The following is a 12,396-nucleotide window of genomic DNA, read 5'->3' as shown; positions in this document are numbered from 1 at the left end:
CGGATCTTCTGCTCCTGCGGTTACTCGTCGCACAAGAGAAAGCTCTTGCTTTTCCCGCAGGCGTCTCGTGATTTTTGAACAATCAACGAATATGTACACAAAAAGGATACCTTCTGATAAAGTTAAATTACCACAACATAACAGAATCGGAGGTATCCTTATGTTTAAAGATTATAACATGAATCAAGTCGTTCTGCCGATGGACCTGTCCTATAAACTTCAGGAAAATGACGTTGCTTTTGCCGTCAACGATCTCGTGGAAGCCATACCTGATGAAGCATTCAGTGCCTTCCTGCGTTCAACCGGCTGTCCAGCCTACCACCCAAGAATGATGATGAAGCTGATCCTTTGCGCTTACACACAATCTACTTTCTCAGGAAGAAAAATCGATGGGCTTTTAAAAGACAGCGTTCGCATGATGTGGCTGGCTCAGGGTTATGAACCAAGTTACCGTACGATCAATGTCTTTCGGGTAAAGAGGGAAATAATCGGAAGGTTCATTACAATGAAAAGTGGGAGAGCCAAAAAGCCTTTACTCGGGAAGTGCTTTCGGAAGCGGAAACAGGCGAAATCTACGGAAAGCGTAAGATTGATGTAGAGCCTGTCTTCGGATTTCTGAAGGCTAATTTGCATTTCACCCGAATGTCGGTGAGGGGCAAAGAACAGGTTAAAAACGAAATAGGATTTGCTCTGATGGCGGTGAACTTGAGAAAGTACACCGCCCGACAGTCTCATCAACCTATTTTAGGTCAACAAAACGGTGCCAACTATCGAGAAGCGATAATTGACACCGTTTTTACTTAATTTGAGACTGTTTTGTCCCAGCCTCATTTTGTGAACATCATGATTATTTCTCGTTAATTTGGCAATTTCCTTTAATTTTTCCCTCTCTTTTTACCTGTATTGCGAAATGTGTCTTGTTAAAAGAATAGTAAACCTATTCCTATGACAATTCCGCTTAAGAAGAGAACGAATAAGCAGAATCCCATAATATCTCGAGCTTTTAAGCCTGCGATCGCAAGTGCTGGCAATGCCCAGAATGGTTGGATCATATTCGTCCATGCGTCCCCCCACGCTACAGCCATCGCAGTTTTGGCTGAACTCAATCCTAATTCTGCACCAGCCGATAACATGATTGGTGCTTGAACAGCCCATTGCCCACCACCTGAAGGAACAAAAAAGTTTACAATTCCTGCACTGATAAACGCAAATAACGGAAATGTGAAGTCATTTGATATGGATACGAACCATTGAGAAAATTCAACTGCTAAACCTGAAGTGACCATCATCCCCATAATCCCTGCATAAAATGGGAACTGAACGATGATTCCACCTGCATTTCTTACTGCATTTGAAACACTGTTTAAAAAATTTCTTGGCGTTGTATGGAACAATATTCCTAAAAATAAAAAGATGAAGTTAACGATATCTAAATTTAAATTGAAACCATTTTGAGAAAGATAGTAGCCAATAAATATTAACCCCATCCCTCCTGTCACGATTGATAACGCTTTACTATTTTCCAATCTTTCTGCCGGAGTCAAATTCTTTGTTTCAGCTATGGCATCATTTGGCGGATCTTCGAGCAACGATCTGTCAACTTCAATTACGTCTTTATTATTCATCATAAGTCTATTTAAAATCGGTACGGTTATAAATAAAGCTGCAACAATGATTAAATTAAACGGTGCGAAAATCGTTTCACTCGTTGATACGACACCAATGATATCTTCTGTAAAGTGACCTTCCGTTGCAATAGTTAATGGAATGGACCCAGCAAATCCCCCATGCCAGACGATAAAGCCACTGTATGCACTTGCAATGAGTAATCTGTAATCTACTTTTTGAACGACCTTTGCGAGCTCCTTTGCAAATAAGGCACCAATAACTAGTCCGAATCCCCAGTTTATCCAGCTAGCAATGAGTGCTACAAGGGTTACATAAATAATCGCTTGGCCAGGTGTTTTAGCAAGAGTTGCGAGCTTCTGTAGAAATGCTTTAAACAGCGGACTGGAAGCAAGAACATAGCCGGTAACTAAGATCAATACCATTTGCATCGCGAATGTTAATAAGTCCCAAAATCCGTTCCCCCAAAAAGTAACCATTTCTAATGGACTGCTCGGCGTTAATAAAAGCCCTAAAATGAAAACGACAAATGTTAAAATAATGACAAACAAAAATGGATCCGGTAAATACCGCTGCATCATTTTAGTAGATGCGTTCGTTAACGCTTTCATTATACTGCCTCCTTCACCTTAAAATTTAGTCATATACAATAAGCTTGTTATTAGAGGATATTCCTCCATTTATAAAATGAATATAAGCATATGTTTTTAAGATATATGAGGCATGTTAGAAAAATAGACGAGGTTCTAATTGGCCCTGTTCAAAATCCAATTCGAACCACGCTTCGTTCATATAACTGTACACTTTTACGATGAAAAGGGGGAAATTCCACCTAAATAATCGTTATAAAACAAAAAAAGAGACATCAAAATGCCCCTTTCACTAACGTTTATTTTACTTGAATCATTAAGCTTGTCGTGTAATTATGCTGTTCTTCGTCTTCTCCATTTTCTACTGTATTAAAATCAGTACGAAGTTCAATCTCATATTCTCCTGATGGAAAGGCATTTCCTTCGAGGAAAGCAGCAATAAATTCACTGTCTTCATCTTCTTCAATATAGCCACCGTTTTTTTCATACAACTCCTCGTACCACTTATCCCGCTCTAATGTTGTTTCGAGTTGTGGCATTTCCATAGCATGTGGAATCTCAACCCCTCTTGTCGTTTCAACTATTTCAAACCAAAAAGGAGACATTGCATGTGTAATCGTGATTTCGTCTTGATCGCCGATATATTTCAATTTCGCTGTAAGATCAATTTCTTCATCACTATCGTATACTTCTTGTGTTGAAACGAGACGTAATATAAAATCCCCAGCTTCTGTTTCAGAAATAACAGGTTCGCTTCCATGGACTTCATCTAACTCATCTTCTGTACCACAAGCTACTGCTAGAAAGAGAATCATGCCAGTTGGAATGCTCCATCTTAGTTTCATGAATAATCCCTTCTTTCTTTAAGCGGAAACATAAAAGTATACGAATCAGCTTAAAAATATTCTCAGCTTATTTTAAATATATTCATTAATCAACTGTTGTTCATGACGGACCATGCTATATTTTACCCTATCCTGAATATAAATAAGCAAAATGGAAGAAACACTCGTTCAATTTCCTTTTTTTATAGAAAGAACTCGGCAATGACCGAGTTCTACGTCAAAAGATTCATGGCAGCATTCAGCCTCATTTATTTCAATGTAACCGCGGTCCCATAGGCTAATACTTCAGAAGATCCTGACATAATGGAAGAGGAGGAATAGCGGACATTTATTATCGCATCCGCCCCCAATTTTTCTGCTTTTTGCACCATTTCTTGTTCTGCAATTTCTCTTGCTTCTTGGAACATTTCTTCATACTCTGTCATTTTCCCACCGACAATTCCTCGAAGACCTCCAACAATATCTTTACCAATATGTTTTGCTAAAACCGTATTCCCAGTTACTACCCCTAACGCTTTTTCAATTTCAATACCAGGTATCGTTTCTGTGTTTACAATGATCATCTTTTATCGCCTCACTTAATATGTTTTCCTATACTTACGATAGAATCAATCAATTCGTTTCATTTTTTATATCGGCTATTAAAGTTAAGAGTAACTATTTTTTAGAAATGATCAATAATAAAATTGAATGACTCAGCTTTTCCGCTTCCCCTTCATATATTGTAAAACGTTTGGGTCTATTTTATCATCTTCTCTCCAACGTTCCTCAAAGTTTCCTTTCATAAAAAGCGTCTTCAACCCTTGCTTTACATGGTCATTATACGTTTCTTGAATCGATGAAAGTACACCTTCTTCCAATAATAATAATTGAATATCGTAGAGAACTTCCCCCTCAAGCTTCAACAAATCATCTTCATTCGGTCGGGAAAAATATAATTGATGCAATTCATACAAGCGGATTAATTCATTAATCGGTTCTGGGTGGTCGTCTACTCGAAGGTCATATTTTCGATCATTGTACCCACCATATCCGCCTTTATGCTGTACGACATATAAAGAAGCGGACTGCTTCCCACGGGAATCTCCACCTGCTTTTTGAGCTTCATCAAGTGCTGCTAATAACCGCTCTGCCAACGTTCCAGCGGTCCTTTCAAATGTTTCAATCAATGCATTTACAGTTTCCTCACCTACTAAGATATTTCCTTGTGCCGTGCAATATGTACCTTGCCGATGACCTGCCCAATCATAGCAGCTGTCTCCCGTAAATACCGCTGTACGTCCAGCTGCATCGATAATTGCAAATTGCCTTAATGCTCTTTCTTCATCATCTTCAATTAATTTAGCAACAGCTTCTTCAGGAGAGAACCCATTTTCGAGCAGCTCTAACCCTTTCGGTCCAAATGTTGTATTCGCAAAAGATTGTGTAGCAACAGCACCAACATTCGCTTTTGCCCAAGGGACTACTGACCCAACACCTAAAAATTTTGATTGTACTGCAATCCCCCATTCCTTCGTGTCAGGATCAAATCCAATGATTGAAAATGTTGAAACAAACCGTTCTCTATTCATTTTATATCCCCCTTTCACATCTATTATATCTTAAAATTCCGAATATAACGGACCGATTTTACAGCCATCATTTGCACTTTTGTTAGTAAGTGGATGGCGGGTGACGAAACGATGCATATCTCAATTGCATATATGCGATAGAATACGTATAATATAATCAAACAGGAAAAGCGTAAAGCCCCCGCCTATCGGCGACACTCTTTACCTGCGACGAATAACCGCAGAAGAAATAGCGCAAGGAGGGATACGATGGAATTCGATATGAAAGTAAAAAACTTAACCAAAGAAGAAAGAAGAAATTATATTATTGGATTTAGTATTATTTTTATCTCAATAATTACAGGTATTTTTGTCGGACAAAATGGGGAATGGTTTAGTCCCGCCAACTTCTCTGCTGGATATATGGCAGGGTCATTAATAACTGCTCTCGTTCTGTTTTTCATCTACCAAATAATTGACTTTTTCGTTTCTAAAATAAGAAATAATGAATAAGTATCCGCCCGTAAAACGGGCGGTTTTAATTTCGCCCTATAAGGGCACTTTACCACCAGAGTCCCTTAAGGGACCTTATTTAATTTGGTCCGTGTCAAAAGTTTTTTGAGGATATCCCTTTTCATAATCATATAGAATTCGATATCGCTATAGGCGGACGCTTTCACTCCAAAGCACAAGTGCGACATCTACTCGTGCTGCACTTCGTTTGCATTCGTAGTGTCTTCTTTGCAGCGGGCAATGCCTCAACTTCCTAGGTGTCACACTGTGTGCACCTAGGGGATTTTCGACGATTGCTTTTCCCGCCTGAGTCACCGCCTGGCACTCTTTCGAGTAAATGATGACATTTAAATAACATTCTAATAGCATACATAGAAAAAACGAGTTGGGGGAAGTTGTATCTCAGCTAAAGGGCTTTTGTTATCAAAGAAACTTATGTTCATTTCGTATCCATCATTTAAGATAATAAATGACATAACGCAAATAAAGTTGTCATCAAAAGGTGGAAGGTACTGCGCGACTCCTACGGAAAAACGGACGAGTTGAGATCCCTTCGAGCTTGATCGAAGTAGCTCAACCGTTCGTCCGTGGCAAAGAAGACACCGTGAATACGAACAAAGTGAAGTAAGAGCGGATGTCGCACTTGTGCCCTGGGGTGAAAGCAAGCAGTATACCTTCCAACTATTCTTACTTTTAAAGAGCTCTCACGAATACAACCCTTAAAGGTTTATTTTCACACAGGCAGAGCCTGTGGTTTACAAAGAATATAATCATCATAAGAAAAAGAGACACCACAAAAATGATTAGGTGTCTCTTTTTCTTATAGTGTGGTGTTCAAAAAGTCCTGGAAAATAGCTTTCGTATCTCTGCGTTGACGCTTATATATCTAGATTGAACTGGTCCTATTCAGTCACAATATAGATATCGTATCCTTTTTGCCTTAATTCTGCAGCAAGTTTTTCAGCATTTTGCCTGTTCGTAAAAGCTCCAACTTGGACCTTATGAATCTGATCTGACTTTTTCGTAAGTACTTCACGTAACCTTTGATACGTTTGCGGTCCAGCAATCCCGTCTACGACTAAATTATGACGACGTTGGAAATTCCTCACAGCATTTTCTGTCTCTGGTCCAAACTGTCCGTCCACACCAAATCTCGGAAGTGATTCACCTGCTTCTAATAATGCTTGCTGTAATAATCTTACTTCTGAGCCCGATGCTCCATTTCGCAACGTTCTACTCGGTAAGTTCACCGTTCTTCCCCCTCCGTTTTCAAAGTTTCCGTTCTGTAATCGTGACCGAATTTGAGCCGCATTAAACCCTGGGCATGCAGTTGATTGATTAGGGTGTTCAGAATGTCCTAATACACGATGAACGGGTACAGCTAGCTCTTCTCTTAACTTAGCTATTAAGATCATTAAACTGTTCATTTGATCCATCGTAAACTGTCCGCTTCCAACTAAACAGATTCCAATGTTGCCAGTATTCCTTCCACCAGTATGATAACTAGTCGTTTCAATATTTTGTGTCCACTCAATAAGACCATTTCTTAAAATGACAAAATGATAACCAATTCCTGGCCAACCATTATAGTTCACATGGTAATTGGCAAATGATGCTGCATTTCCACTTGCTGTTGCACTGTGATGTATAGTGATCATCGATATTTGATCTTTCCGATGACTATTATATGTCTGTGAAGGGTGCTTAGGCAGTTGATTTCGTACATCTCTCAGAAGACTGATCAACCGAAAACTCATTTTAGTCCTCCCTTTCTTTTAGTGAGTGTCAAAATCATCGTTCCTCTCATATTTATATATATTTATATACATAAATTTTGTATAGGAAAAACATAGATAAATCGGCAAAATTGTACTGATTGCTCAGTATCTGTTATCTGGTTTTAATACCTGGTAATAATTATCTGTTGACTTCACTCTTGTAACACCTGTATCCTTAAGGGTAATGACATAGATAGTACACAAAACTCGATTTTGAAAGGGGTAACATATGAAAGATTTTCACTCATTTGGTTGGTATGCCTCACGTATTTCAAAACATTTACCGAAGGATATGTTTCGTCCAGTCCCTGCCAGATTACTTGGTGGTTTAGCATATGCATTGATTGTCATTTTTGCTTTCCTTGCAATTGGACTGTTTTCTTTGCACCCGATCATTAATTTATTGCTTTCCGTTATTATTGGGTTTAGTTTCGCTGGATTAGGTTTTCTCGGTCATGAGATCTTACACGGAACTGTTGTCAGAAAACGCTGGCTCATTAACATTCTTGGTGCAATTGCATTTTGGCCATTGAGTACTGGACCAGAGCTTTGGAAAAAATGGCATAATTTGAGTCACCACGTCCACACACAACACGAAGAGAATGATCCTGATGCATGGCCGACTCTTGAGAGAATCTCAAAAATGAAAGTATTTCGCTGGGTTTATCGATTACCACTTTTTATTCGAGCAACAGCAAGCTTTGCATCATTAACATTTCAATTCACAATGCATTCGATAAAATGCTTTTTTATGTATATAAAAGAGTTTCAACCGAAAAAACAACCGAAAGTTGTGCTACAGGCAATAATTCCATGGGTAACTTGGATTGGTTTGTTGTTTATAATGGGCTTCCAAAATTGGTTCTTCGCCTTTTTATTGCCACTCCTAATTGCAAACTTTATAGTCATGGCCTATATTTCAACGAACCATCGGTTAAACCCATTAGTCCCGGTTAATGACCCACTAGCCAATAGTTTAACTGTTACTGTACCAAAATGGGTTAATGTTTTACACTTCAACTTTTCTTATCACACTGAGCACCATTTATTTCCTGCAATGAGTTCGAAATATTACCCAGTCGTTAAGCAGCATATCAAAAGGATGTGGCCTGAAAGATACCATGAAATGCCGATGGGGAAAGCACTGATTGCACTATGGAAAACGCCAAGAGTATATCAGCATCATCATGAACTAATTGATCCTCAAGGAGGAAAAGTTTATGGTTCCCTCGGGTTTGGGTTAGACCCAAATAATATACTCGAGAAAGAGTTTACAGATGAACCACAAGAACCAAAAGCAAAAAATGTATAAAGCGAAAGCGCCGCACTCCTTAATGGAGGCGGCGCTTTTCTAATGAACGAGCGATTCTTCTTCATTTCTAAAGAACCATTTTAATGCTTGATACACATCACCTTTCTCACGTAATACGTAATGTCTGAACCTAGGATCATTAATGTTTTTATATACACTCATTAATGTTGACGGGCGATTGTACTGATACAACTAACCACCATATAAACGTTAAAAATTAAGCCATTACGCCCTAACAGCATACTCTTACTAACATTTTATCAACCAATAAGACTACTATTGTTTTACTCACACATTACAATCTATTAAATTCCGAAAATTTATATTCTTTTAATTTTTCTGTTTACAAAAAAAAACAGTTGAAGTATAATTTAATATAATCCAAAATAAGGAAGGGGTGGAAAATTTATGAGTAAATTTTTTAGTCTGTTCATCTTTTTATTTGTTTTATTTTGCTTTGCATTCACAGTATCCGCAGAAAATCTAGAGGATAAAGAGCAAGAGAAAAAAGAGAATATTCAGTCGACAACCCCAAGAGCAACTCTATTAAGTCCTGGTACTTATAATTCCGGAGAAAGTTTTAGGCCAACTGTCAGAACCTCATCTAGTTCTGGTCCACACACTTTTTGGTTTCAACCGGGAGATGGGCGCTCTTTTAGAGGTGACACAACTAGTGCCACAAGCTACCAATATAATCCAATTTCATACACTGTCTATCAAGATTCTCAGATATTTACTCAAAGAGCTAGAGTAGCAGACCAATACAATGCATCTTCATGGGTCAGTAAGAATGTGACTGTATATCAATAATTATCAATTCATCTCGGACTTAAACCTATTAAGTCCGAGATTTTTATAAAGTTAAGGAGGGATATCCTTGTTTTTACGACTGACAAGAAAAGGAGTTATACTCCAATTAATGGCTCTTATTTTTATGATATTACTTATACTTCCCTTAGCTTTTGTCTCTATTTCAGATGCTTCAGAAACGATAGAATATGAAATTTATGACTTCGCTAGAGGTAGCTATGACTTATTAGTACGCCCTTCTGAAAGTCACTCTATTATTGAGGATGAACTAGAATTAGTAGAAGAAAATTATTTAGGTATCGGTGATGGAGGAATAACAATTGAGCAGTGGCAACAGATTAGCGAACGTGATGATGTCGAGATAGCTGCTCCTGTTGCTGCGGTCGGCTTATTTACAGCTCCAGAAATTACAGTACAGCTGCCACCAAGTCCAAATGATACGTCCTTACGTTATGAAGCCTATTCTATCACTTCAGATGGGGTAAATGAATATGAGTTAACCTCTCCATTAACCGCTTATACGATACGTAATAAACTCGGAGGTGATGAATTAGTTGAAGTAATGGATGATGAATTAGCTTCCATTTTTTCAGCTAGTTATCCATCATATCCCCTTCCTCCTTCCTTTCATCAAGTCGTTGCAGTAGATATTGATGAAGAGGCTGCATTAACCGGAATGGATTTGCAAAATTTAAATTACAGCTCCGGCTTTGTCCCGGAAGGATATGAAGAAATTCCTATCTTAAGTTTGAACCGTGTCACAACTCCAGTTAAAACGATTTTACATATGGAAGAGATTAACGATCAGCCGGGTGGTTCTTTAGACAGTATTATTAATTATTATCTTTCAATGATTGACGTCCCTTATTATGATTTAAAGTTTATTGGACATAATCACCCTGAAATACTTGATAAATTAATGGAAGAATTAAGTGAAATCCCTGCTATTTCAAGTGAAGAACATGTACTAGATTTCACTCAAAAAGTTACTCCATTTTATGATAATTTTTTGTTTACTGATGAGAAATATAATGTATGGACTTATGAGGATAGAGAACAATTTGATTTTGATCTAGGAGGTAGCATAAATCACCTGAGTCAAAAATCTTCATATTCCCTTTCCCCGGTTAATTATGATATTCGTGGGGATAATGTTTCCATTCAACTTGTAAACATTGATGAAGAAAGTGGAGTTCCGATCTACCGTGAATTAAAGGAAACTGAACATTATAAGACAGCCGAATATAGTGCTGAAGTAATTGAAGGGGAAGGCTTTTCATTTGTTCACGCTGGAAACTTTGAGTGGGAGGCCGAAGAGGAAGTACTTGCTGCATCACCTTTAGGAATATACGGGATTCAAGAAACCTATTTAGCCGATAATCACAATCAATCTGTTCATCCAACTGCTGTTCCTGGTAGCTTTATTTCTACTCCTGCTCATGGACTCATTTCTATGGATTATGCAGAGCTGATTAAAGGAGACTCCCCTATTGATGCGATACGAGTAAAGATTTCAGGTATTGACGGTTATGATGAAGAAAGTGCTTCTAAAATTAGAAGTATAGCCGAAGAAATAGAGGGACAAGGCTTTACAGTAGACATCGTTGCTGGGGCTTCTCATCAAAACCTTACGATAGAGGTCGAAGAATTAGGAGAAGTTATTCAACCGTGGACAACGTTAGGAGCAGCGGATACAATTGTTAAAAGCTGGGATTTAGTAAGGATCGTCCTTGTTATTTTATTTACTACCGTTAGTTTTGTATATTTTCTTTATAGTTCAATCAATTTATTAAAGGAACGCCAAGCAAATGAAGCACAGCTGAAATATTTCGGTTGGTCTAATAAACATATTCGTTATCTCCGTTACAAAGAGGTCGGAGGACTAATTGGTTTTCCAGCAGCTTTGGCTTTCTTCTGTTTATTAGTTTATTCCTCTTTTAATGAGATTCGAGGTAGTTTATTATGGTTAACAATCATTATCTCAATCATGATTGGTGTTTTCCTTTTATTATTTATTTTTATTAATAAATCAAACGAACCGAAAGTAATTAAACCAAGTAAACTGCCTATATATATTCAAAATACTTTCTTTCATAAAGGGCGTATTATAGCAGCATCAGTGCAGTTAGTTTTCCTAACATTCACTTCTATTTTTTTAATACTTCTATTGCAACACGAGGAGAAACGAACAATCCAAACAACGCTTGGCATCCATATACATGGGCAAATGGATACATTTTATTTCATTTTAGTATCTTTAATCTTTACTCTAAGTTTCCTTACTGTTTTAGAAACATTGCTTTCTTTATGGAAACGTCGTGTAGAAGAATTTAAATTGTTTTATCAAATCGGTTGGGGAAAGAAGAAAAGCTATCAGTTTTATTTAAAAGAAGTAAGCTTTTGGGTATTTACTTCTATATTATTAGGAGCTTTAGTAAGTGCTGTATGCTATTTCATTTTTATCGGGCCAATTTTTAATGATATTATAACAGTAGCTCTTATGACAATAAACATTCTCGTTTCGGTAATGACCTTATCCGTTTTGGTGTTTAGCTTTATGCTATGGAAATATACATCATATTGGGATTGGAGGGGTGCTTCATGAAAATCGTTGTAAAAAATGTTAATAAAACGTATGAGACATCGGCAGAAAAGCTTCATATTCTAAAAAATATTGATTTTTCTATGAAGAGTGGTGAATGGCTCACAATTGTAGGACCATCTGGTTCTGGGAAGTCAACATTATTACAGTGTATTGCAGGGATTAATCGTCCTGATCCGGGAAGCGAGATCGTACTAGATGATTTTCATATCATGAAATCACCTGAGGAGGACATGCTCACTTTTCGCAGAAATAATATCGGATTTATTTATCAAGATTATCGTTTATTTGAACAATTTGATGCATTGCTAAATGTGATCCTCCCACTTGTTCCATACGAAAATAAAAGGAATTTGCTGCAAAAAGGAGAAGAACTGCTTCATCTGGTTGGACTATCTGAGCGGATGCATCATATGCCATCCCAGGTTTCAGGTGGAGAGAAGCAGCGTGTGGCGATTGCAAGAGCATTACTTAATGACCCAAGCTTAATCATTTGTGACGAACCCACAGGTAATTTAGATGAACCGAATCGAAATCAAATAATGGAACTATTACAGAAATTAAACGAGAAGGGAAAAAGCATTATCCTTGTTACACATGATCATGACATTCTCTCTTACGGTCAAAAAACAGTACTATTAAAGCATGGCAAATTAGCCAATTTTCCAGCGGAAAAACAAAGTGTTAAGTTGTAAGTCCACTGTTTAATAATCAACCCTTTTGCATAAACAAAAGTATAAGCACTTAATACAAAAATGTGCGGGACCTAC

10 protein-coding genes and 3 pseudogenes are annotated in these 12,396 nt (G+C 37.6%); 7 read left to right on the top strand and 6 right to left on the bottom strand.

Going from position 1 to position 12,396, the window contains the following annotated elements; all coding sequences use genetic code 11:
• Window positions 1-160: 160 nt before the first annotated feature.
• Window positions 161-487, top strand: a pseudogene (locus CD001_RS12715) (transposase); the annotation flags it as partial.
• A 32-nt stretch (window positions 488-519) separates the two neighbouring features.
• Window positions 520-657 (top strand): annotated as a pseudogene (locus CD001_RS27325) (hypothetical protein); the annotation flags it as partial.
• Between the two features lie 263 nt (window positions 658-920).
• On the opposite strand, the gene CD001_RS12710 reads toward CD001_RS27325, so the two are convergent.
• The 4 genes from CD001_RS12710 to CD001_RS12695 form a co-directional block, all read right to left on the bottom strand.
• Window positions 921-2,237, bottom strand: a complete 1,317-nt coding sequence (locus CD001_RS12710; protein WP_096188071.1) for a short-chain fatty acid transporter — start codon at window positions 2,235-2,237, stop codon at window positions 921-923.
• 278 nt (window positions 2,238-2,515) lie between these two features.
• Window positions 2,516-3,061 (bottom strand): hypothetical protein, encoded by a 546-nt coding sequence (locus tag CD001_RS12705; RefSeq protein WP_096188070.1) that lies wholly within the window; start codon window positions 3,059-3,061, stop codon window positions 2,516-2,518.
• Window positions 3,062-3,309: 248 nt separating this feature from the next.
• A complete protein-coding gene (locus tag CD001_RS12700; protein WP_096188069.1) occupies window positions 3,310-3,624 on the bottom strand; it encodes a YbjQ family protein in 315 nt (104 codons plus the stop codon).
• A 132-nt stretch (window positions 3,625-3,756) separates the two neighbouring features.
• Entirely contained in the window at window positions 3,757-4,632 is an 876-nt protein-coding gene (locus CD001_RS12695) for a DUF1028 domain-containing protein (protein WP_096188068.1), read from the bottom strand.
• A gap of 249 nt (window positions 4,633-4,881) precedes the next feature.
• On the opposite strand from CD001_RS12695, the gene CD001_RS12690 reads away from it, so the two are divergent.
• Window positions 4,882-5,124 (top strand): hypothetical protein, encoded by a 243-nt coding sequence (locus CD001_RS12690; RefSeq protein ID WP_257009804.1) that lies wholly within the window; start codon window positions 4,882-4,884, stop codon window positions 5,122-5,124.
• A gap of 902 nt (window positions 5,125-6,026) precedes the next feature.
• Here the strand turns inward: CD001_RS12690 and CD001_RS12685 are convergent.
• Window positions 6,027-6,881: a peptidoglycan-binding domain-containing protein gene (locus CD001_RS12685; protein ID WP_096188067.1), complete on the bottom strand. Its 855-nt coding sequence runs from the start codon at window positions 6,879-6,881 to the stop codon at window positions 6,027-6,029.
• Between the two features lie 250 nt (window positions 6,882-7,131).
• Between CD001_RS12685 and CD001_RS12680 the strand changes: the two genes are divergently transcribed.
• Complete coding sequence (locus tag CD001_RS12680; RefSeq protein ID WP_096188066.1) at window positions 7,132-8,214, top strand: fatty acid desaturase family protein; 1,083 nt, start codon at window positions 7,132-7,134, stop codon at window positions 8,212-8,214.
• Between the two features lie 39 nt (window positions 8,215-8,253).
• Here the strand turns inward: CD001_RS12680 and CD001_RS26015 are convergent.
• Window positions 8,254-8,400 (bottom strand): annotated as a pseudogene (locus CD001_RS26015) (sporulation protein YhbH); the annotation flags it as partial.
• Window positions 8,401-8,622: 222 nt separating this feature from the next.
• On the opposite strand from CD001_RS26015, the gene CD001_RS12675 reads away from it, so the two are divergent.
• The 3 genes from CD001_RS12675 (at window position 8,623) to CD001_RS12665 (ending at window position 12,321) form a co-directional block, all read left to right on the top strand.
• Window positions 8,623-9,024: a hypothetical protein gene (locus tag CD001_RS12675; protein WP_096188065.1), complete on the top strand. Its 402-nt coding sequence runs from the start codon at window positions 8,623-8,625 to the stop codon at window positions 9,022-9,024.
• Window positions 9,025-9,091: 67 nt separating this feature from the next.
• Entirely contained in the window at window positions 9,092-11,629 is a 2,538-nt protein-coding gene (locus tag CD001_RS12670; protein WP_096188064.1) for an ABC transporter permease family protein, read from the top strand.
• On the top strand, window positions 11,626-12,321 hold the full coding sequence (locus CD001_RS12665; RefSeq protein ID WP_096188063.1) for an ABC transporter ATP-binding protein: 696 nt from the start codon (window positions 11,626-11,628) through the stop codon (window positions 12,319-12,321). The genes CD001_RS12670 and CD001_RS12665 overlap by 4 nt, the downstream gene beginning before the upstream one ends.
• The last annotated feature ends 75 nt before the right edge of the window (window positions 12,322-12,396 follow it).

The organism is Evansella halocellulosilytica, from assembly GCF_002335745.1.
Lineage (GTDB): Bacteria > Bacillota > Bacilli > Bacillales > Salisediminibacteriaceae > Bacillus_CA > Bacillus_CA halocellulosilytica.
This window is presented reverse-complemented; position numbering and strand designations above follow the sequence as displayed.

What these genes read in the sequence shown, in the direction of transcription:
- CD001_RS12700 (WP_096188069.1), bottom strand. Translation starts at nt 3,624, where the DNA reads ATGATCATTGTAAACACAGAAACGATACCTGGTATTGAAATTGAAAAA.
- CD001_RS12710 (WP_096188071.1), bottom strand. Translation starts at nt 2,237, where the DNA reads ATGAAAGCGTTAACGAACGCATCTACTAAAATGATGCAGCGGTATTTA.
- CD001_RS12680 (WP_096188066.1), top strand. Translation starts at nt 7,132, where the DNA reads ATGAAAGATTTTCACTCATTTGGTTGGTATGCCTCACGTATTTCAAAA.
- CD001_RS12690 (WP_257009804.1), top strand. Translation starts at nt 4,882, where the DNA reads ATGGAATTCGATATGAAAGTAAAAAACTTAACCAAAGAAGAAAGAAGA.
- CD001_RS12695 (WP_096188068.1), bottom strand. Translation starts at nt 4,632, where the DNA reads ATGAATAGAGAACGGTTTGTTTCAACATTTTCAATCATTGGATTTGAT.
- CD001_RS12665 (WP_096188063.1), top strand. Translation starts at nt 11,626, where the DNA reads ATGAAAATCGTTGTAAAAAATGTTAATAAAACGTATGAGACATCGGCA.
- CD001_RS12675 (WP_096188065.1), top strand. Translation starts at nt 8,623, where the DNA reads ATGAGTAAATTTTTTAGTCTGTTCATCTTTTTATTTGTTTTATTTTGC.
- CD001_RS12705 (WP_096188070.1), bottom strand. Translation starts at nt 3,061, where the DNA reads ATGAAACTAAGATGGAGCATTCCAACTGGCATGATTCTCTTTCTAGCA.
- CD001_RS12685 (WP_096188067.1), bottom strand. Translation starts at nt 6,881, where the DNA reads ATGAGTTTTCGGTTGATCAGTCTTCTGAGAGATGTACGAAATCAACTG.